Genomic DNA, 20,932 nt, shown 5'->3' on the forward strand with positions numbered 1-20,932 from the left:
AGCGAATGATTTTAGTAGCAGACAGTGGTTCTTCCAAGACCGATTGGATGGGCTACAGCCCAGAGGGAAACATCACTTTTAGCACGCAGGGGATTAATCCATATTTTCTTAATGCCAATGACATTTTCAAGATCTTTTCGAAGAAAAAAGAACTTGTTGCCTTGGCTGATCGTGTTAAAGAGATTTACTTTTTTGGTGCCGGCTGCTCTTCTCCCGATAAAATTGAAGTGATATCTAACGGCATTTCCTCTTATTTCACAAAAGCATATGTGTCCGTTGAACATGATCTGATTGGTTCTGCTTATGCTACTTGTGGCGATGAGCCAGGGTTAACATGTATTTTGGGTACGGGATCAAATATCTCCTACTATGATGGAAAAGAAGTTCATAATGGTGCACATGGCCTCGGGTATATTTTGGGTGATGAAGGCTCAGGAACACATTTTGGGAGAAAGCTGATCACAAGTTATCTATACCATACGATGCCAGCAGACTTAACTGCTGAATTCAAAGAAATGTTCGGGATAGACAAGGAAACAGTGATAACTAACGTTTACCAGAATTCTGCACCGAACATATTTTTAGCTTCCATTAGCCGCTTTATGGCTGATCGCACCGCTCATCCGTTCATCCTGGGTATACTTAATGATGGTTTTCAGGAATTCATTGATACAAATGTAAAAGACTATCCTAATTACAAGGAGCTGGATTGCCATTTCGTCGGTTCTATTGCCTATTATTATCAGGACGTACTTAGAGAGGTCTGCAAAAGAAATCAGGTAAAAGTTGGTAAGATCTTTCAGAAGCCAATTGAAGGGATCTATAATTACATTTTGAAAAAAGAAGGTATTCTAACTGCTTAGTTAATCAGAAAGATCTGACTTTGTGCCTCTTATTCTCTTGACGCCGTAATAGGCTCCCGCCAGGATTAAGAGCACTATGCCACCATCAATAGGTACATCTGGATCACCGCCTGGAAGTCCGGGATCATCCGCTCGAGCCTTACTTATGCTTAAGATCAACAACATCGCCACAAAATACCTTGCTTTTTTCATGAGGACAAGCTCCCACATTAATTCTGGAAAATACAAGTCATTAAATTATTTAGTCGCGATGTTGGTTTTATACTAAAATCTAGCGCAGCTTCGCTGGGACTATCGCTCCTAGAATGCTTTTGAAAAATCAGCTACTCGCACTTTTCTTTTTGCTATTGCTCCCGACAACCGTGAAGGCTCAAGCCTGGCTGACTGGTTTCAACTATCGGAAAAAAATGACTATTAACAAAAGTAAGGTTAGTCCTGTGGTCACTGCTTCCTTTCCCAATCCTCCAATATATAGTAATCAAATTGATGTTCCAGTACTGATAGTAGTGATCGATAAGGATTTAATTTCTAAAAATGGAGCTTGTGGAAACAGACTTCAGGACGCCGAAGGGAGGGACATTTCTTTTGCGCTGGCGACTGCGCCAACTGTTCCACTAAATTTTCAGCTTGACGAATACGATCCGGTAACAGGAAGATTAGCTTGCTGGGTTAGGATAAGCAGTTTATCAGCTGATAAAACGCTCACTGCTGCTACAGAAATCTATTTTTACTACGGGGGCACGGTACTACACAACCCAAGATCAACAACCGCTTTGCAAACCTGGAACAGTAATTACACTAAGGTATGGCACATGAATGCTGTATCAACTCAGTCTGGTATCCATCAGATGAACTTGCCGCTTTCTAATAGCGGATCGACTTTTACTGAAGGGAAGATAGCGAAAAGTGCTGCTTTTGACGGCGTATCTAAATATTATACTGGTGGCAACGAGGTCAATAATGCTTTCACGGTTTCTGCCTGGATTAAGCTGAATTCTTTGGGGACGGACCAGATGATAGTAACGAATGACAGCTCAGGTATGGGTGGCTTTCAATTGAAGATTAACGCCGCAGGCAGGTTGGTTGCACAAACTTTCAATAGTTTGAGCCCACCAGTAACAGTAACGGGAAGCATAATAACGATACGGGAAACCGGAAGATGGTATCATGTGTGGGGTACCCTAACTACCGGCGACATTAAACTTTATATTGACAATGCTCCTACCACCTCAAGTGCCAACCCTGCAATACGTATAGGGCCAGGAGGCACAATAAACATTGGTTCAAGCAAGCAAAATACTCAGTACTTTAACGGGGAAATCGATGAAGTCAGGATTCTAAAGGCGATGGTTACTAAGGAATGGATGGCAACCTGCTATGAAAATCAAAATGATCCAAGCGGTTTTTATACCATTGGCGCTGAGGAATACAGCCCCGGTGGCTTCTCCCGTTTTACAGGGACGAATACCCAATGGAACGTGGCAGGTAACTGGAATGGAAACGTCATTCCTCAAGCCAACGCTAACATCCTTATTCCCGAAGGAAAAAAAGTCGTATCTAGCAGCGCCAACAACTATAAGAGTCTTATCGTGCAGTCAGGTGGCACTTTGGAAGTAAGTAGCGACTTGAAGTTTACATGTATGGTAGACATTGCCAGCGGCGGAACAGTCAAGGTGACTGACGGAGCCTTACTAAGACTCGGAGGCGATATTAGAAACAATGGACAAATAATTTCGTCAGGCACAACGGCAAAAGTAATTTTTGAAGGCCTGGTGGCCAGGCAAGAATATGATGGAACTGGTTTGGCAAACATCAGTGTGCTAGAAAACAACCAGCTCAACACTTCGAACACCTTATTGTTAAGCGCCCCTATGGAAGTTAGCGGTCTAATTAACCTGAAAAAGGGCATTCTTCAGTCGGATAAAACGTTGATCATGAAATCCGCCTCTCAAACAGCGACTGCTGCTTTATTGCCAATCGACCCCTTGTTAGCGAGTGCTGTAGGCGATGTTATTGTTGAGCAGTACATTTCAGGTGCCTATCCTGTTCCGGCTACCGCAAGGGGCTGGCGGCTACTCAGTTCACCGATCTATACATCTGACATATCTGGAACGAAGAGTTATGATAGTCGTTCCTTTAAGGACGCATTATTTATAACAGGAAACGGTGGTGTAACAAACGGCTTCGATATATCACCCGCAAACGGGGCTACCATTTATACACATGATCAGTCGTTACCGGGTACATTGTCTCAGAAGTATGTTGGAATAAAAAGCATAGGACAGCATATTGAATTTGGGAAAGGGGTATATATCTTTTCAAGAGGAAGCCGACATGTTGCGAATGCCTTTATCAGTCAGATCCAAACGCAACCGTTTATAAACCCACAGGCCTATACCATTAAACACGTGGGTAAACTTTTTATAGGAGAAATGAGTATTCCTCTGGCAAGTAAAGACATGGGAAGCATTGGCGATGGGTTTAATCTTATAGGTAATCCATATGCCTCGAGTCTGAGATGGGGAGATATTGGTACTGAAAAAACGACAAGGTTCATATGGCAATTCGACCCCTTAAATGCTGCTTACGTCGTAGATGACTCTCCTAATGTCGTGATACCATCGGGAACGGGATTCTTTGTACGACTTGCGGCGGGCGAGAAATCGGGAAAGCTAACGTTTTCTGAAAGTTCTAAATTTACTTCACCAGTTCCATCGCTGCCGGTGTTACAATCTTTAAAAAGCAGTAACAATCCTATAACAGAAAGTACTGGTAGTCTGAAAATAATCCTCAGTAAAAGTGACTTCCGACAAGCGTATGTCTTGAAGCTATCTGAATCGGGTTATGATGGAATTAATGATATGGATGCTTTGAAAATAGGTGAAGGTCACGTCAGCATCTCCTCTTTGGTAGATAAGGAACAGTTATCTATCGACAACAGGCAACCGTTAAAGGAGCCTCAAGTAATCAACCTAAATGTTACTGGAACTGAAACCGGACCGTATACGCTTCTTTTTGAAACTTCACTTAGCAAGCAATATGAAATCAAGCTTGTTGATACGTACTTACAAACTGAAAAACAAATCAAAGCTACGGACAATACTTACCCCTTTTCTATGGATAAAACCGCCACAGGAAGCATGGGGGCTCTTCGGTTCAAGGTTTTGATTGAACAGATTAGTAAGACAACCCTACTGTCAGCAGGTATTAAAGTTTACCCAAATCCGTTTAACAATAACATCAGCATACAAATTGCAGAGGACCTAAAAGAGGGTCTTGAGATTGTGATGACTGACATGCTTGGTAAGGTAGTGAATAAAGGACACATTGAGATTGGCGCCACCCTTGTACCAATAGATACACAAGCCTTCCCAAAAGGATTCTATTTGCTGCAGCTAATTAACGACAAGACAAAGGTTATAGTAACCACGTTAAAACTGATTAAAATCTAATCCTTTCAATCAGATGTTGAAGTTAACACTATTGTTCACTTAAAACATGATAAAAGTCACGAATCCGATCGAAAGATGGATGTAGCGATACCACATCTCCAAATATTAGAATAGCTGGTGATGATATACCGTGATCGACCACTAACTCTGCGATAGTCTCAACAATGCCTATTTTAATATTCTCATGTTCAGAAGATCCATTTTCAATAACTGCAACAGGAAGACGCTGCTTACCTTCAGCCTCAAAAATGGAAGCAATTTCTGTGATCCGCTCTACGCCCATTAAAACTACTACCGTTGCATTAGATTTGGCGGCAACGTATAGATCAGGTGATATATCACCGAAAGAGTTGGTTCCGGTGATCACCCAAAAGCTTTCGCTTAAATCCTTATAGGTCATTGGTATTTTGTGTAATCCCGGAACTCCGATTGCACTGGATATACCTGGAATGATCTCTGTTTCAATGCTATATGATTCTGCAAAGTCTACCTCCTCAAAACCTCTCGCAAAAACAAATGGATCGCCGCTTTTTAGTCGCACTACATGACCGAAATTAATCGCATAGTCAATCATTAATTTATTCACAGCATCCTGCGAGAAAGACTCATCATTGGATTTCTTACCAACATAAATCTTGATGGCATGCGCTGGTGCATGATTCAGAAGTGCTTCATTCACCTGGGCGTCATACAGAATGACATCAGCATTATTAATTGCTTTTAGTCCTTTAAGACTGATCAATTCAGGATCGCCAGGACCAGCGCCAACTAACGTTATTTTAGGAGTTTTTAACTTGTTATCTATCTTGCTTAAAATCATATTCTACTCTTAGATTCTATAAATAAATATATTTGAAACGCTAATATATGAAATTCTATAGAAATAGTAGGGTAAAGATTAAAAAGCGGGAAGTTTGTCTTGTTCGCGAGCAATTACGTCGGCAATAGAAGTCTGGGCGAGGACATTTAAAGTCGCATCTCTAACGTCAATAAAAGTCTTCCGAATACCACAGGTTACCTCATCATGGCACTCGTCGCACTTTCTGTAAAACTTTAAGCTTGCACATGGAACCATGGCAATTGGGCCATCGGTAATTCTTAATATATCAGCGAGAAAAATGTCTTTAGGATCTTTATTCAAGCTGTAACCACCACCCGCTCCCTTTTTACTATAAAGGTATCCGGCATTACGCATGTCAAGTAGAATCTGCTCAAGGAACTTCCTTGGAATCATCTCCATTTCTGCCAGCTTAACAATTTGCATAGGTGGATTGCCAAGATTTTTACCAAGAGCTACAAGTGCTTTAATCGCATATTTCGTTTTCTTAGATAGCATATATAACAAAGCTAAGAAAAGATTTAGGTATTTTTGTCGTTCTAGATACAGAATCCCCGCATGGCAAGAATACTGATTATCGAAGACGACCGTACATTTTCCCAAATATTGGAGGGCTTTTTAAAGAAACACCATCATGATCCATACCTTACCTATGGTGTTGTTAAAAGCTTGCAAGTACTGGAAACGCATAGTTTCGACCTCCTTTTAGTTGACTACCGGCTGCCCGATGGTATTGGATTTGAAGTCCTTACGTACCTTAGAGAAAGAAATATCCTAACACCAGTTATCATCATGACAAGTTTCAACGATGTTAAGACTGCTGTTAAATCCATTCAATTGGGCGCTACAGATTACATCACAAAGCCGGTGAATCCTGATGAGCTTTTGATGCTGCTTAACAATGTCCTTAAAAAACCTGAGTTGTCCGCGGTTAATTCAATTGAGCATGCAGATGCAATTAAGGGCAAAAGTGCGACTGCAGATAAGCTATATGAACACATTGCGTTAGTGGCGCCAACAGATATGTCTGTCATCATTCAAGGGGAAAGCGGTACCGGTAAAGAATATGCTGCCCGCACCCTGCATATGCAAAGCAAACGAAAAGATAAGCCATTTGTAGCGATAGACTGCGGTGCCCTATCCAAAGATCTGGCAGCAAGTGAGCTCTTTGGGCACGCAAAAGGGGCCTTTACTGGTGCGGTAAATGAAAAGAAAGGTCAATTCGAAGCAGCACAAGGCGGCACGCTTTTTCTAGATGAAGTAGGAAATCTAAGCTATGAAGTTCAAATAAAACTGCTACGAGCACTGCAGGAAAAAGTGATTCAACCGTTGGGAACTACTAAAAGCATAAAAGTTGATGTTAGAATCATTTCAGCTACTAATGACGAGTTGCGACACAGCGTTAGCAATGGGAGTTTCAGGGAGGATCTTTACCATCGACTTAACGAGTTCAAGATTCAACTTCCACCTTTGAGAGAGCGTGGCAAGGACCTGGAAATATTCATCAAGCACTTTATTAAACAATCAAACGAAGAACTTGAAAGGCATGTAACCAGCATCTCTACCGAGGCTAAATCGATTCTTTTAAAGTATGATTGGCCGGGAAACCTGAGAGAGTTAAAAAATGTGATTAAAAGAATGGTTTTGCTCACGGCTGATGAAATAGCAGTAGAACAATCACTGCCCGAAGAAATGATACTTTCAATAGGTAGAGGTCCAAAACCAAGTGGTTCTGATCTGAAAGCGATTAACGAGATGAACGAGAAATCACTTATTCAGGAGACTTTGGTCAAAGTTAAATACAACAAAACAAAAGCTGCAAAAGCACTAAATATCGATAGAAAAACGCTTTATAGTAAGATAGAACGTTATGAAATTGAATAAGAGATTGGCCATTCCACTTGGAATCTTTTAATAACAATTGCTAAATCTCTTAAAAGAGTTAAGATTTCCTTAGACATCTGCTCATCCACACTATCTTTGCTACGTAACTTTAATTCGGTCTTTCTAAAAGCCGCAGCTAATTCCGTAATTCCCATCTGACCTGTTCGCCCCGCCAGCCGATGAATGATCAAAGTTAACATGCTATAATCTTTCAGATGAAGCGCTTCCAAAATGGTCTTTTCATCATCAGAACAATCCTGACAGAATCCATGAATAATATTTTCCAATAGCAGAGGATCGTTTAAGGTCATCTTCTTTAATTGCGCCAAATTGATTTCAAGCAGGTCCGTCACAGCTTCCAATATATGTTCCGCTTTGAAGGGCTTCATTAGTAAGGAATCAAATCCTTCTTTTAATAGCTCGCCTTGTTCTGAGGGCAGAACCTGAGCGGTCATCGCAATAATCTCTATAGGGGTAGATATCTTGTTTCTTAAAAGTTTGCAGAGCTCGGTGCCATCCATTTCAGGCATTCTCATATCCATCAAAATATGAGATAAGTCACTAGGGATAGGTTCCAAAAGAACACTTAATGGAGAACTGAAGGTTTTGTGGGTAATGCTATGACTGTTCAAAATGATCTCACATAAATTGAGAATCAATGGGTCATCGTCAATGATCCAAACGCTACCTGCAGGACGCCTTACCCGGATAATCTCGTCTTGAAGCTCATCAATATTCCGAAGCACCTTGAAATCCAGAAACACAGAGAATGTAGTTCCTTTGCCAAGTTTGCTTTTTAGATAAATCCTACCATTTTGATTTTCAACAAGAGCCTTAACAATCGTCAAACCCAGACCGGCCCCATCATTGATACCAGTTTCATCCGTACGCTTAGATTGTTCGAATTCATTAAAGACAACACTGGTATCAGCCTCCGACATTCCAACGCCTGTGTCCTTGACAATAAATGTGAAATAAGCTTGATTGTCCCTTGCCTTATAGGCTGCTGAAAAAACAATTTTCCCAGATTCCGTAAACTTAACGGCGTTTCCCAGCAAATTAAATAAGATTTGCTTAAGCCGGAATTTATCCCCCTCTACGAGTTCAGACCTGTTAACATCAAAACTAGTAACAAGCTCCAATGATTTTGCCGCAACCTGTGGCTTTATTGCTGAAATAACTTCAATTAGCAACTCATGCATATTAAACGGCGTGGCATCGAATGTAAACTTACCAGAGATTATCCTATTGTAGTCAAGTACCTCATTTACAATTTGTAACAAGTGCTCGGAAGACTGACTAATCGCCCGCACATGGTGTTCATCATATTCGTGATCCTTCACAAGCAATTCACTATACCCAATGATAGACTGCAATGGAGTACGAATTTCATGGCTCATGTTGGCTAAAAAGCGCTGTTTAGCTTTACCATGATATTCTGCTTCATCTTTAGCCACCTCCAGCTCGTGTCTATATCGATTACTTCTCGCGATATCTGTGAGTATTAACCAGAGTAAGATCACAGTAATAACAAAGAAAACGACCATCACCATTGTTATTCTTGAGATTCCAGAATTCACTACCTGTTTAGCTCGAAGGGCATTGGACTCAATCTGATTTACCACCTCATTTTCGACTTTAGTGAGAACTTCTAACATTTGGAAAATAAGAACACCATTCGCATTTGCTAACCTTGCCTCCCGATTGATGAAGATGTTATTCCGCTTTCGCTGCTCCCTTTCAATGTTCTTCAATGATGCTTCTACGCTTTTTGAAATTCCGGCTTTTGGAGATAATGCGATGGTATCGCGCTTTACTTTATTTTCACTAACGACGGTGAAAGATTTATCCTGCACCTCCTTTTTACGTCCAAATAACTTTCCGAAAAAACTCCGGGGCTTAGTTTCTTGTGGAGAAAAAGTGGTTGTAGATATACGTTCCTCCGTGGCTAAGACAGTGCTGTCGTCCGTAGAAGCTTTAGAAACGAACGCATTCAACTCCATAACCTGGTCAGAGAATAACTGATTATTAACAAGGCTTGCACGAACCTTTAGATAGTCCAAAAACTGCTTGTCTCGCTCTATTAATAGTTTTTTAAGCGTTTTTAATCTGGTCATCTGGACAGAGTCATCCGGGTAAAGATGAGCAAGGGAATCAAGCAGCTTTCTGAGTTGCAGCGACTCACTGAAGAGTTTGTCGTAGTTCCCCCCATTTTGAATTGCTTGCTTCTTCTGTTGCTGGTCAAGCCCGCTAATCTTCCTTGAGATCGTGTTCACTAATTTTAGACGCTGACTAGGTGCTGACACATCGTTCACAGTTGTGAGCATCTCTTGAAAAACCATCTTACTAATGCTCCAGGCAATAAACAATGCAAAACATGCCAAAAACAAGGCGAGAATGACTTTGCTTTTTGTTGCTTTTACTAATCGATCTTTCTGAGGCATTACAGGTATTTATATTAATAACGTACTAATGTCGATTGTGTTTTAAAGTGCTTTTGGTCAGTACTGCAGGGTTTAGTACCATCAGACGATTTATATCGTATTCTTCTGCTAAAAGCCTGGTTAGTATCTAATGCTTCTTACAGAAAACATTCTGTGCTAATCGTTTAAAACAATTGTTGCTTTTTAGCGTTTATAAACCATTGAGTCTTATTAATTTAAGACAAAGAAGATAAGTTTAAACTAATACTGATCGTTATGAAAACTTCAAAAAACGAACAAAAAACATCTTCAAATTATCCCTCTTCAAGTTCTTCCTTTAAAAAATTGTCCCACTATTTTCATCCGGATGATGACTTTAGAATAGATCATTCCTGGGGCAGTACATCAACAGTTGACAGTAAATCGGCTAAATCGACACAGCTCCATTCCAAGCACAACAGGCAATAACTATCTAAGGGATATTATTATGCCTTCATTTTAATTCTTTAATACTGCCAGCGGCGGTGCATCGAATGCTTTGCGGCTATTTAGCACTCCGGTAATAGTAATAATTAGAACTATTGAAAAAAACAGTAATAGTATTGCCTTAACAGGAGGTATAAACGAGGTGTCAAATACGAAGGCTCCCAGAGCCCAGCTTCCAGTCATGGCCAAAGCAATACCTGCTCCAGCGGCTAGAGAACCTAAAAAAGCATATTCTATCGCGGTGATCTTTATGATTTGGCTTCTGCTTGCTCCCAGTGTCCTTAACAGCACGTTTTCTTTTAAGCGCTGGCCTCTGCTTGTTCTGATGGCTGAAATCAAGACAACCCATCCAGTTCCCATGCTGAACGCAGCCATAAACTGGATCACAAAACTGATTTTAGACAACAAGTCTTCCAACACCTTCAAGATCAAATCAAGGTCAATGACAGAAACATTTGGGAAATTCCTTACCACAGACCCTTGAAATTTAGCCGATATATTATTATCCGGAACACGGGTCATCAGCACATGAAATTGAGGTGCATCTTCCAGTATCCCTTTTGGAAACACGATTCGGAAGTTCGTTTGCATGCTGGTCCAATTCACTTCTCTAAAACTTCCAACAATCGTCGGAACCAATAAACCCTGAACATTAAATACGATCGTATCCCCTATGTCTACGTTAATCCGTCGTGCATACCCTTCTTCTAATGATACCGGTATAACCTTCCCTTGACCAACATTTCCAACCCATACGCCCTTTGAGACTTTCTCGGCAGAGGTCAGCGAATCTTGAAACGTTACTCTCAGTTCACCGCGAAATGCACGATCTGATGAACGGCTACTTTCCTTTTGGTTTAGAGAGCTATCTGCTTTCACAACATCTGAAGCGGATACACCATTGATCTTTTCAATCCGTACAGTGATCACCGGTACCTCGCTTAACACCGGCAATCTAAAAGCACGTGCTAAGTTAGCTACCGCTGTTTTCTGTGCGCTTTGGATATCAAATAACACCATATTAGCCTGATTCTTGCCCGATGCCAACGTTACCCGTTTGACAAGCATTCCCTGAACAAAAAACAAGATACAGATGAAAGCAGTGGAAAGTCCAATAGATACGGTAAGCATCAAGGTCTGATTATTCGGTCGGTGTAAATTAGCAAAACCTTGCCTGTATAAATAACTCAGGGAGATTGGCATTGTTCTTTTAACAAGCCAAACCAGTAGATTCGACAAGGCAAATAATGCTAGAAAAGCCGTGGCTATACTCAGCGTAAAAGCTCCTGCCTCTAACCAGTTGTTCATTTGCAAACGCGTAAAGACTAGCACAAATGCCGCCATTAATGCATAGGTAATGAGAATTAATGGATCCGGTTTACTATCCCCGTTTTGGACGGACTGCCTGATTGCGTTTAATGGTGATATCTTTCTTACCGACAATAATGATGGTAATGCAAATAGTATAGAGATGATCATTCCCAAAAGGATTCCTTGTGCAACTGCCGACCAGGAAATTCCCATTGAAAGTTCTACGGGCAGGAAGTCTTTCAATACCATAGGCAGTGCAAATTGAAGTAAGGTTCCAAGAAAAGCACCAATTACTGCACCCACCAATCCCATAACCACGATTTGAATAAGGTAGATCAGAAAGGTGTCTCTTGCTTTCATTCCTAGACATCTCAAGGTTGCGATTGCGCCAAGCTTTTCTTTGATATACACCTGAACAGAGCTTCCAACCCCTATACAGCCAAGTAATAAAGAGATGAAGCCGGATAAGGCAAGAAACCTATTGACATCTTTAAATGACCTTCCTGTACTCTCCTTTCTGGATTCAACGGTCTCAGTATCCAGATCTTCCCTATCAAGAACCGGCTGTAACTGCTTCACCGTTAAATTCACATCAGCGGTGGGAGCAAACTTATAGAAATATTTGTACTGGATCCTGCTTCCTATCTTGGTAAGTCCAGTCTCTTCCAGATATTGTAAAGGGATGTAAACAATCGGTGCAACAGTTGAAGAAAGTCCAGATTGACCCGGAGCTTTATCAAGTGATCCTTCAATTTTGAAAGTAAGGGCGCCGATTTTAATGGAGTCTCCTGGCTTAGCATTGTATTGAAGCATTACGGTTCTGTCTACCAGGGCTCCCCTATCTTTTTGGAAAACGCCAGCTGCCGTCTTTGGACTGGTTTCAAGAGCCCCATAAAAGGGGTAATTTCCAGACAGTGCTTTAACTTGAACCAACCTGCTCTCAGAATTCTTTAAGAAATACAGCATAGACGCGAAGCTCCTCTCGGACGCTCTTTCTGCACCAAGCGTATCCAGCATTTGCTGTGCTTTTGCCTTAACCGGCCTTCTAGATTCAATGATTAAGTCTGCACCAGTCAGCAGCTTAGCCTGCTCATCAATATCTTTTTGCAGGTTATCTCTGAAGGAATAAACTGCAACTAAAGCCGCAATTCCAAGAATAATAGAAGATACAAATAAGAAAAGCCTTGATTTGTTGTTACGGGCGTCGCGCCAGGCCATAGTCAGTAGCCAGTAGAAACCTGGTCCTTTCTTATTCATCATCATACCACTACCGCATTAGTACTATCGGAGACAATTTTACCTCCTTTAATCTTTATAGTTCTTCCTGTCCGCAATGCTAGGTCCATATCGTGTGTAACAATAATTAAAGTGGTACCAGCGTCTCTATTCAAGTCAAACATTAAATTCTCTATTTTCTCGCTGGTCTCCGCATCCAGATTTCCAGTTGGCTCATCCGCAAAAAGAATTGCAGGCCTACTTGAAAAGGCCCTGGCCAGTGAAACCCTTTGCTGTTCGCCACCCGAAAGCTGAACGGGATAATGATGTGACCTATCGGCAAGACCGACTTTCTCCAGTAGATCAAGCGCTATATCCTTAACATTTTTGTCGCCCCTCAATTCCATAGGTACCATTACGTTTTCCAAGGCAGTAAGTGTAGGCATCAGTTGAAAGTTCTGGAAAATAAATCCGATGTTTTGGTTCCTGACAGCGGCCCGTTGATCTTCAGATAGATGATCCAACTGGATTCCATTTAAAACCACAGAGCCAGCTGTAGCATTATCCAGACCAGCACAAAGTCCAAGTAAGGTGGTCTTTCCGCTTCCGGAAGGTCCGGTAATGGAAACCGTCGATCCCTTCTCTACATTAAAAGTGATGTCCTCAAGCACGGTAAGGGGTTTACCGCCACTTTTGTATGTTTTACTAACGCTTTGAACGCTTAAAATTGATTCTTGAGACATGGATTCTTAATAAACTTAATACACAATGGTTTGTTAAATATAGCAGACACTGAATTTAAAGTCTAATTTTAGAAATATATTACACTCCTATGTCGTTCAGATTTCACTACATTTTATTAATAGCCCTTAGCATTGGTTTGTTTTCATGTAACAATAAAGAGAAGAAGACCGAAGACAATGCGGGCATCGATACTTCAGCCAGCAGCATTCAAAACACCGGGCCTGCAAAGAACATTTTATTTTTCGGCACATCTTTGACTGCTGGATATGGACTCGATCCTGGGGAAGCATACCCAGAACTGATTCAGCAGCAGCTGGACTCCTTAAAACTTCCATACAAGGCAATAAATGGCGGACTGAGCGGAGAGACCTCAGCTGCAGGTAAGGCACGTATTGATTGGTTACTTAAGCAACCGTTGTCTGTTTTTGTGTTGGAACTAGGTGCTAATGATGGTTTAAGGGGAATTCCTGTAAAAGAGACTACGGCTAATCTTCAGGCGATCATTGAAAAAGTAAGAGCAAAGTATCCGGAAGCGAAGCTAATGCTCACTGGTATGGAAGTTCCGCCAAACATGGGTGATAAATATGCATCTGATTTTAGAAATATGTTTAAGTCACTTGCCAGTAATAACAAAATGACCTTCCTCCCTTTCCTTTTAGAGGGCGTTGCAGGCATTCCAAAACTGAATCAACAGGATGGCATCCATCCAACAGCACAAGGACAGAAAATCCTGGCTAAAAACGTCTGGCAGAAATTGCAGCCACTGCTTTGACCTGCCTTCCTCTTTAATCAAACATCTGGTAAAAGGTTTTGTTATAAGCTCGAATAAAACCTTTATTACCTATGAAAAAGCTTTTTTATTTAGTAGTCCTCGCCCCGCTTGCAGTAGCCTGTAATTCTAATAGCAATACCGCTAATTCGCCTGCAGATAGCTTGGCTACCGTTGACAGCACACAGAAGTTAGACCTACCCGCTCCTGACACCAATGCAGCGAAAACAAAGTTTAGCAAAGTGATTGGATGGCCAGAAGGCAAAACCCCTGTAGCCCCTGCAGGATTTACTGTTTCTAAATTCGCAGCAGGACTTAAAAGTCCAAGAAACATTTATGTTGCGCCGAACGGCGATATCCTGGTAGTGCTGTCGAATTCAGAGCGTTCAACGAAGGATAAGGTCGTAGGTGCAATAACTGGCAAATCCAAATCAGAAGTAGCAGGTGAAAGTGCGAATACTGTAGTGCTCTTGCGCGACGCAAATAAAGATGGAGTTCCAGAACTTAAGTCTAACTTTATTACCGGCTTAGACCAACCTTATGGTGTTCTAATTATCGGTAACTCAGTATATGTAGCCAATACCGACGGTTTAATCAGATATCCATACAAAACAGGAGATACCAAAATTACTGCTGCAGGGAAACAAATTATGTCGTTACCTGCAGGTGGTTACAATAACCATTGGACCCGTAACCTAATTTCTAATGCAGATAACTCCAAAGTATTTATATCTGTTGGATCTGGAAGTAATGCCGGGGAGAACGGAATGGAGAATGAAGTTCGCAGAGCAAATATTCTGGAAATAAATCCCGATGGTACTGGCGAAAGAATATATGCCAGCGGTTTAAGGAATCCAGTAGGAATGGCATGGGCTCCGGGAACATCAACGCTTTGGGTTGCAGTGAACGAACGTGATGGCTTGGGCGACAACTTAGTACCCGATTATATAACAAGCGTTAAACCAGGTGGCTTTTATGGATGGCCTTACTCTTACTACGGACAAAATGAAGATCCCCGGTTAAAAGGATTGAAGCCTGAGCTTGTTGCCAAGGCAATAGTACCAGACGTATCAACCGGAGCACATACTGCCTCTCTTGGATTAGCATTTTCTACAGGTAAAAAGTTCCCAGCGCCCTACAATAGTGGAGCATTTATCGGACAACATGGATCGTGGAACAGATCTGAGCTTTCGGGTTATAAGGTCGCCTTTGTTCCTGTAAGCAACGGCAAAGCATCTGGTAAGCTTCAGAATTTCCTTACAGGGTTTATCGCTGATTCAGAGAAAGGAGAGGTATATGGCCGACCAGTTGGCGTTGCATTTACCCCAGACGGAGCACTGTTAGTCGCAGATGATGTTAGTAGTACAGTCTGGAGAGTGGCCGCGAAATAATTGGCATAATTTTTCGTAATCGCTTTGCATGATAAACAACACCTCAGCTAAGCGAAATATTATATTTTGTTTATTGATTGTCCTTGCAGGTTTCTCCGTATTACTACCTTCCTGTAAAAAGAAAGTGCGCTCTGACATCTCAAAAGTTTTATATAGCGAAACTAAAAACAAAGCTTTTAAGAACCTGGATGCCGATACTTTTGCGCTCGTCTTTCAGCAGTTGCTTACTGAACAGAAAGGTGGATTGACAAACCCAAAGCTGATCAGCTCTTACTATGAGTCGAAAGACTATGAGCCGGTACTTGTGTTACAACATTTACCAAAAGGTGAGCTTAAAGCAGTACCGGAGTATCTAAGCCGTTCAGCAGAGCATGGACTAGATCCTAAGATATTCAACGCGGACCTGTTAAAGGAGTTGGTCGCTAAATTCTATGACCGGAAGGGTATTGCTAACCAGAAAGAAGCTTATTCTGAATTGGCAAAGCTAGAAATGGCATTGGCTAATTCTTTGATTAATTACAACAATGCAATGCAATTTGGCATACTAAGTCCTAGAAAGATTTATGCTAATTACTATACAACAACTAAAAGACCTGATAGCTCCACCATGCTTCGGGTCTTTGCTGTAAAGGACATAAAATCTTTTTTAGATAGCATCCAGCCTAAAGATGCTCAATACAAAGCCCTCCAAGCCGCACTTCGATCAGGAACAGTTGGTACAGGTATGAACGAATCTGAATTTAAACGTATCCTTAATGTCAACCTGGAACGTTTAAGATGGAAAAATAAGCCCACACAGGATAAATATGTTCTGGTCAACATTGCAGATTTTAAATTGGATGTGATAGAGAATGGTAAATCCATTCTTAACATGAAGGTTTGCGTTGGCGAAGGACGTAATAAAGACTTTACAGCAGAGTTGAAGGAATACGATGAAGCAGGCTTAAGTAAAGACAGGCCGTTTTCTAGAGAAACGCCTCAATTGAATAGTATGATTCATAGCGTTCAGGTTAACCCTGTTTGGAACATTCCAGAAAGCATTGCCACGAACGAAATTTCTAAATATGCAGCGAAGGATAGGTATTACTTGTCGAATAAAAACATTGATGTTTATCAAAACGGCAAACTGGTAGAAGATCCGGAAACGATTGACTTCTCTGCTCCAGATGCTGGCTCAAAGTACGCATTTAAACAACGTCCGGGAGATGACAACTCTTTGGGAAAGATCAAGTTTCTTTTCAAGAATGATGTGGCTGTATACCTACATGATACCCCTGCTAAAGCAGCTTTTAATCTTCCCATGCGTGCGGTAAGTCACGGTTGTGTTCGCGTTGAAAAGCCTGCTGAGTTAGCAAAAGCGCTGTTTGGAGAAGGTGATAAATTTAATACAATTGACACACAGATGAAAAGCGAAGAACCTGAAGCTAAAGACATTGTTCTTAAACCGCAGGTTCCTGTTTACTTAGCTTACTATACTGTTTGGTCTGATGCTGCTGGAAAAATGCAGTTTAGAAAGGATGTTTATGGCTTGGATATCGTGCTTGATAGTTACCTGCAAAGATTAAGTGCAGGAAAATAATTTAGTTATTCACCATAATTGCAGAGGTGTCCATTGAACCAGCCGGCTCATTTTTAAGAACGGCCAGATCGGCTGCCATATGCTGATTTAGAAACTTTGAAGTGTATTTTTGGTCGTTGCCATTAATAAACAAGACCGTACGCCCTTCGATAGTATCAATAACCAAGTTAGCAAGCTCGGGAGCAACAGCAGGACATCCCTGACTCCTTCCAAGGCGACCTAAAGCGTTAATTGTCCCCTGACTAACATACGATGCCCCGTGAACGACAATTGAACGTTTGCGGGCATTATCATTATAGCCAGCATCCATTCCATCAAGCCTTAATGATTTACCATGTTTTCCTGCATATACCTCTCCTGTGACATAAAAGCCTAAGCTACTTTGAAACGAATCATTTACGTTTGAAAACCTCGTAGCCTTGTCTGAACCACTTCCATTACCGTGAGCAACCCAGGTATTCAGTAGCAATTCCTTCTTATCTAAATCAATGATCCATAAGCGTTTCGCAGTGCTGTTCTGCTCCATATCAGCGATACTAATGATGGATTTCACATTAGATAGCTTGCCAGACATTTTTAAATTATAGAAGCCAGTGATAGCTTTTTCAAAGACCGCTTTGTTCATACCTGCTAATGCAAGGTGCGTAGTATCATAAAGATCGTCAACGTATTTATGATAAAGTGAATCTTCTGAAGCTGTACGTACAATTACTCCAGACTCAACAGGAGACTTCCAACTTAAGGTAAAAAGCGAAAAAGCAATTAAAAGAAAGCCTGCTCCGCCTAAAATGTATTTTCTCATAGAATCTAATTTAGTAACTCTGTGTAATCTATACTTAATAGGTAAGTTTGCGCCAAATAGAAGGGTTTTGTTTATGATTTGTTGTTTCTAACTATAACAAAGATACGAAAATGTTACAGAACGAGATGTATAATTACACCGTTTTACGTAGTTATGACTATCCAAAATGATTAAAGACACCGGCATTTAAATTAACGAAAAAGCCCTGTAAACCGCATTGAAAAGTTTACAGGGAGAGATATGATACGATTATTATAACGTCTTGATTTTAATGTTTCTCCATTGAGTAGATCCAGGATGTTCCTGTAATGCGATCTTTCCCTTTGCCACTTTAGCAAAATTAGCGAAGTACTTATCTTTGAACTTACTATTTTCTATCAGTTTATTCCATTCATCGCTACCAATTTGGCCTTCAAACGTCTTTGTTCCGTTTAGATAGAAAGTGAGGTGCCCTTGGTTCTGAATCAATCTAACCTTGTTCCACTCTCCTACGGGAACTGGTTTTGAAACAGTTGCGTCTCCAGCCATGTCATACAGGCAACCAGCCAAGTGATTTGGTTTTTTATTATCTTCCGCGTCTATATTATCGAGCACCTGCATTTCCGGACCTGTCGCATAAGTGGCTGTATATTTAGGCTCCTCCTGAATATCGAATATGATACCACTATTGCTTCCTTTTCTAACTTTCCATTCCAGATTAAGCTCGTAATTCTCGTACGCCTCATCTGTAACTATGTCTCCGCCACCGCTTCTAGGCTTGGTTTCGTCGAATACGATCGCTCCATCTACGACTTGCCATTTCGAACCTACAGTGTCTTTCAAATAAGTATGCCATCCTTTAGTTGTTTTACCATCGAATAAAAGCTTCCAGCCTTCTTTTTTCTCTTTCTTAGATAGCGTGTTGGGTTGTTGAGCAAAAGCTGAAGTACAAATCAAGGCAAGCGCTACAACAGTAGTTAAGGTCTTTTTCATGTGCATGTGTTTAGGAAGACTAAGGTAGTTCAAAATAATAATATATCATTTTAGTCGCTAAATCTTTACAGTCAACTCGAATCAAGCGACTAAATGAGCCTATGGCATCAGTTTCCTCTTTAAAAATTCCGCTGTTGCCTCACTTACCTTTAAAGCGTTCTCAAACTTCATCCAATGATGAGTATCGTCTGGGATTGCAAGTGACTCAAATGAAAATCCTTTCTCCTGGAATCGTTTTACCAAATCGACAGTCTGACTAAAGTTTACGTTTCTATCGTCATCTGCATGGATCAATAATACAGGTGATTTCCAGGAATCCAAATATGTAATTGGCGATGAAAAAACCGCCAAACGCTCTGCCTCTGCGGCGTCCGGGGCTTCAGCCTTTACATCCGTAGATGCACTACCGAAACGGTTGTTTACTCCGTGAATATCAACCCCCGCTGCAAAGATTTCTGAGTCTTTACCTAGGGCAAGGGCAACAAGATATCCACCATATGAGCCTCCATAGATACCGATTCTTTTAGGGTCAACCCCTTCCTGCTTTGCAAGCCATAAACCGGCCGCTTTGATATCCTGGTACTCTGAGGCACCCTGAGATCCGGCGCCGGCGGGTTTATGAAATTCATATCCATAACCGGTGCCCAGTCTATAGTTAACCGAAAGCACAGTAAATCCCAAACTAACCAGATACTGGTTAAGCGCATAGTCGATGGAATAGTAATCCATATAATGCCACCCTAAAAGCATCTGCCTTTGTGGACCGCCATGAACATATACGATTGCTGGCTTGTTCGTTACCCCGTCTGACTTCTTATTGGATGCGTCAGGCTTAAAAAGCTGACCATATACAAGATTGCCATCCGCAGCTTTAAACGTAACCTGCTGAGGAGTTACCAGGTACCTTTCAGGAAAATCGCCGGGAACCAACTCGCTAGCTAAGACCTTAAGACTCTTATCTTTTTTGATCAATGCAGGCAACATTGGTCGCTTCGAAGTGGCTGTTAACGCAATAATTTCAGATGAAAGACTAGTGATAACAGGATAGGTCTCTAGACCGGCACCTGAGCTTAGAGGAACCATATCTGCTTTGTCTATAGAAACCTTATAGATGTGCCGTCTGTCCATGTCTTCCTTTGTACCTCCTGTGTTTGCAGCAAATACGAGCCATTTCTTATTACTGCTAAGCTTCACATGCTCCACTGCAAAATTTCCTGGCGTGAGCATAATTCGCTGGGAGCCATCCGGATTCATGGCATAAAGTAACGGCCAACCACTTTCGTATGAACTGAAGACTATCTTGCCATCTGCCCATAATAGATTCGCAGCTCCATCCATGGAAGGAAATGATCCCCTCAAGGTTTTGGGCGCAGTCCACAGTTTTGCGCCTCCTATGCCATTGGCCTTAGCTTTCCAAATCTCCCAGGGCAATTGCTTTCTCGAAAGTATCGAATCTACACCCAACCCTGTTCCAGGAGTTCTTATGAATACAAGCTCTTCTCCATTTGGAGACCATCTTGGGGAGCTATCCTTTGAGAACCCGGGCAGTATCCATTGAATCGGGAGCGTTTGAGTAGTATAAACTCCTATAAAAGAATGATCGCCTCTACTAGAAACAAAGGCTAGTTTCGAACCATCGGGCGACCATATTAGTCCGCTACTGACACCTTTGGCATAAAACATCTGGCTCGCAGCAGAACCTCCGTTTATACTTGCGGTCATTACCTGACCAGCCTTTATAAATACCACTGAAGCACTGTTAGGGTTGATAACAGGATTATCACCCTCTGAGAGCTCATTTACTTTTCCACCGGCAAAAGGCACACTACAGACCTGAACTTTCTGTATTACCGGCAAGGAAGCTGCGTTGACAGGAATTGTTCCGTCCCGTGATCCATGGTCTCCTCCACGAACGAAAACTATCCACTGCCCATCTTTCGAGATTGACAAGCTGGTGAGTTCCTGCGCATCATCAGCATCATAACTGGTGACCTTATTGGCCTTATACAATGGCCCGGTGGCAGCATAGATATTCCGCCGGCCTTGTTCGTTAACTGCCCACACGATTTTATCTTCCGCTGCCGCGGCAGTAAGCTCTGATGGAAAGGGGTAACTCAATACACCCTTCAATGAAAAACTTTGGCCCAAACCATCAAAGCCAGCTAAAAGCAATAGAAATAAAAAAGTTGTCCTTCTAAACATT

The 20,932-nt window shown here is 41.5% G+C and carries 16 protein-coding genes; 7 read left to right on the top strand and 9 right to left on the bottom strand.

Annotation, left to right across the window (positions count from 1 at the left end):
* Window positions 1–5 precede the first annotated feature (5 nt).
* Window positions 6–863 (top strand): N-acetylglucosamine kinase, encoded by an 858-nt coding sequence (locus WKF66_RS18510; protein ID WP_489675974.1) that lies wholly within the window; start codon window positions 6–8, stop codon window positions 861–863.
* On the opposite strand, the gene WKF66_RS18515 is transcribed toward WKF66_RS18510, so the two are convergent.
* Complete coding sequence (locus WKF66_RS18515) at window positions 864–1,055, bottom strand: PID-CTERM protein-sorting domain-containing protein (RefSeq protein ID WP_489675975.1); 192 nt, start codon at window positions 1,053–1,055, stop codon at window positions 864–866.
* A 215-nt stretch (window positions 1,056–1,270) separates the two neighbouring features.
* Here WKF66_RS18515 and WKF66_RS18520 point away from each other — a divergent pair, with 215 nt between their 5' ends.
* A complete protein-coding gene (locus WKF66_RS18520; protein ID WP_489675976.1) occupies window positions 1,271–4,315 on the top strand; it encodes a DUF8693 domain-containing protein in 3,045 nt (1,014 codons plus the stop codon).
* Window positions 4,316–4,343: 28 nt separating this feature from the next.
* Here the strand turns inward: WKF66_RS18520 and cobA are convergent, their stop codons facing one another.
* On the bottom strand, window positions 4,344–5,135 hold the full coding sequence (gene cobA, locus WKF66_RS18525; protein ID WP_489675977.1) for a uroporphyrinogen-III C-methyltransferase: 792 nt from the start codon (window positions 5,133–5,135) through the stop codon (window positions 4,344–4,346).
* Between the two features lie 78 nt (window positions 5,136–5,213).
* Entirely contained in the window at window positions 5,214–5,651 is a 438-nt protein-coding gene (locus WKF66_RS18530; protein WP_489675978.1) for an RrF2 family transcriptional regulator, read from the bottom strand.
* Between the two features lie 60 nt (window positions 5,652–5,711).
* On the opposite strand from WKF66_RS18530, the gene WKF66_RS18535 reads away from it, so the two are divergent.
* Complete coding sequence (locus WKF66_RS18535) at window positions 5,712–7,037, top strand: sigma-54-dependent transcriptional regulator (protein WP_489675979.1); 1,326 nt, start codon at window positions 5,712–5,714, stop codon at window positions 7,035–7,037.
* Here the strand turns inward: WKF66_RS18535 and WKF66_RS18540 are convergent.
* Window positions 7,022–9,481 (bottom strand): hybrid sensor histidine kinase/response regulator, encoded by a 2,460-nt coding sequence (locus WKF66_RS18540; RefSeq protein ID WP_489675980.1) that lies wholly within the window; start codon window positions 9,479–9,481, stop codon window positions 7,022–7,024. The two genes, WKF66_RS18535 and WKF66_RS18540, sit on opposite strands and share 16 nt — an antisense overlap.
* 255 nt (window positions 9,482–9,736) lie before the next feature.
* Here WKF66_RS18540 and WKF66_RS18545 point away from each other — a divergent pair, with 255 nt between their 5' ends.
* Entirely contained in the window at window positions 9,737–9,928 is a 192-nt protein-coding gene (locus tag WKF66_RS18545) for a hypothetical protein (RefSeq protein ID WP_489675981.1), read from the top strand.
* 30 nt (window positions 9,929–9,958) lie between these two features.
* Here WKF66_RS18545 and WKF66_RS18550 read toward each other — a convergent pair whose 3' ends face one another.
* Both WKF66_RS18550 and WKF66_RS18555 read right to left on the bottom strand, forming a co-directional pair.
* The gene (locus tag WKF66_RS18550; RefSeq protein ID WP_489675982.1) at window positions 9,959–12,520 is read right to left on the bottom strand and encodes an ABC transporter permease; all 2,562 of its coding nucleotides are present in this window, start codon (window positions 12,518–12,520) and stop codon (window positions 9,959–9,961) included.
* The gene (locus tag WKF66_RS18555) at window positions 12,517–13,215 is read right to left on the bottom strand and encodes an ABC transporter ATP-binding protein (protein WP_489675983.1); all 699 of its coding nucleotides are present in this window, start codon (window positions 13,213–13,215) and stop codon (window positions 12,517–12,519) included. Before WKF66_RS18555 ends, WKF66_RS18550 begins: the two co-directional genes overlap by 4 nt.
* A gap of 89 nt (window positions 13,216–13,304) precedes the next feature.
* Here WKF66_RS18555 and WKF66_RS18560 point away from each other — a divergent pair, with 89 nt between their 5' ends.
* The 3 genes from WKF66_RS18560 to WKF66_RS18570 all read left to right on the top strand — a co-directional run bounded on the left by WKF66_RS18560 (window position 13,305) and on the right by WKF66_RS18570 (window position 16,955).
* On the top strand, window positions 13,305–13,988 hold the full coding sequence (locus WKF66_RS18560) for an arylesterase (protein WP_489675984.1): 684 nt from the start codon (window positions 13,305–13,307) through the stop codon (window positions 13,986–13,988).
* A 71-nt stretch (window positions 13,989–14,059) separates the two neighbouring features.
* Window positions 14,060–15,376: a PQQ-dependent sugar dehydrogenase gene (locus WKF66_RS18565; protein ID WP_489675985.1), complete on the top strand. Its 1,317-nt coding sequence runs from the start codon at window positions 14,060–14,062 to the stop codon at window positions 15,374–15,376.
* Between the two features lie 28 nt (window positions 15,377–15,404).
* Complete coding sequence (locus tag WKF66_RS18570) at window positions 15,405–16,955, top strand: L,D-transpeptidase scaffold domain-containing protein (RefSeq protein WP_489675986.1); 1,551 nt, start codon at window positions 15,405–15,407, stop codon at window positions 16,953–16,955.
* A 1-nt stretch (window position 16,956) separates the two neighbouring features.
* Here the strand turns inward: WKF66_RS18570 and WKF66_RS18575 are convergent, their stop codons facing one another.
* The 3 genes from WKF66_RS18575 to WKF66_RS18585 all read right to left on the bottom strand — a co-directional run bounded on the left by WKF66_RS18575 (window position 16,957) and on the right by WKF66_RS18585 (window position 20,931).
* Window positions 16,957–17,757: a murein L,D-transpeptidase catalytic domain family protein gene (locus WKF66_RS18575; RefSeq protein WP_489675987.1), complete on the bottom strand. Its 801-nt coding sequence runs from the start codon at window positions 17,755–17,757 to the stop codon at window positions 16,957–16,959.
* 252 nt (window positions 17,758–18,009) lie between these two features.
* Window positions 18,010–18,729 carry a 3-keto-disaccharide hydrolase gene (locus tag WKF66_RS18580; protein ID WP_489675988.1) on the bottom strand — a complete coding sequence of 240 codons (720 nt, stop codon included), beginning with the start codon at window positions 18,727–18,729 and terminating at the stop codon, window positions 18,010–18,012.
* A gap of 99 nt (window positions 18,730–18,828) precedes the next feature.
* Complete coding sequence (locus WKF66_RS18585) at window positions 18,829–20,931, bottom strand: S9 family peptidase (RefSeq protein WP_489675989.1); 2,103 nt, start codon at window positions 20,929–20,931, stop codon at window positions 18,829–18,831.
* Window position 20,932 lies beyond the last annotated feature (1 nt).

It is taken from the genome of Pedobacter sp., from assembly GCF_037719805.1.
GTDB lineage: Bacteria > Bacteroidota > Bacteroidia > Sphingobacteriales > Sphingobacteriaceae > Pedobacter.

What these genes read in the sequence shown, in the direction of transcription:
- WKF66_RS18515 (WP_489675975.1), bottom strand. Translation starts at nt 1,055, where the DNA reads ATGAAAAAAGCAAGGTATTTTGTGGCGATGTTGTTGATCTTAAGCATA.
- WKF66_RS18535 (WP_489675979.1), top strand. Translation starts at nt 5,712, where the DNA reads ATGGCAAGAATACTGATTATCGAAGACGACCGTACATTTTCCCAAATA.
- WKF66_RS18555 (WP_489675983.1), bottom strand. Translation starts at nt 13,215, where the DNA reads ATGTCTCAAGAATCAATTTTAAGCGTTCAAAGCGTTAGTAAAACATAC.
- WKF66_RS18580 (WP_489675988.1), bottom strand. Translation starts at nt 18,729, where the DNA reads ATGAAAAAGACCTTAACTACTGTTGTAGCGCTTGCCTTGATTTGTACT.
- WKF66_RS18510 (WP_489675974.1), top strand. Translation starts at nt 6, where the DNA reads ATGATTTTAGTAGCAGACAGTGGTTCTTCCAAGACCGATTGGATGGGC.
- WKF66_RS18550 (WP_489675982.1), bottom strand. Translation starts at nt 12,520, where the DNA reads ATGATGATGAATAAGAAAGGACCAGGTTTCTACTGGCTACTGACTATG.
- WKF66_RS18585 (WP_489675989.1), bottom strand. Translation starts at nt 20,931, where the DNA reads ATGTTTAGAAGGACAACTTTTTTATTTCTATTGCTTTTAGCTGGCTTT.
- WKF66_RS18545 (WP_489675981.1), top strand. Translation starts at nt 9,737, where the DNA reads ATGAAAACTTCAAAAAACGAACAAAAAACATCTTCAAATTATCCCTCT.
- WKF66_RS18530 (WP_489675978.1), bottom strand. Translation starts at nt 5,651, where the DNA reads ATGCTATCTAAGAAAACGAAATATGCGATTAAAGCACTTGTAGCTCTT.
- WKF66_RS18520 (WP_489675976.1), top strand. Translation starts at nt 1,271, where the DNA reads ATGACTATTAACAAAAGTAAGGTTAGTCCTGTGGTCACTGCTTCCTTT.
- WKF66_RS18565 (WP_489675985.1), top strand. Translation starts at nt 14,060, where the DNA reads ATGAAAAAGCTTTTTTATTTAGTAGTCCTCGCCCCGCTTGCAGTAGCC.
- WKF66_RS18570 (WP_489675986.1), top strand. Translation starts at nt 15,405, where the DNA reads ATGATAAACAACACCTCAGCTAAGCGAAATATTATATTTTGTTTATTG.
- WKF66_RS18560 (WP_489675984.1), top strand. Translation starts at nt 13,305, where the DNA reads ATGTCGTTCAGATTTCACTACATTTTATTAATAGCCCTTAGCATTGGT.
- WKF66_RS18540 (WP_489675980.1), bottom strand. Translation starts at nt 9,481, where the DNA reads ATGCCTCAGAAAGATCGATTAGTAAAAGCAACAAAAAGCAAAGTCATT.
- cobA (WP_489675977.1), bottom strand. Translation starts at nt 5,135, where the DNA reads ATGATTTTAAGCAAGATAGATAACAAGTTAAAAACTCCTAAAATAACG.
- WKF66_RS18575 (WP_489675987.1), bottom strand. Translation starts at nt 17,757, where the DNA reads ATGAGAAAATACATTTTAGGCGGAGCAGGCTTTCTTTTAATTGCTTTT.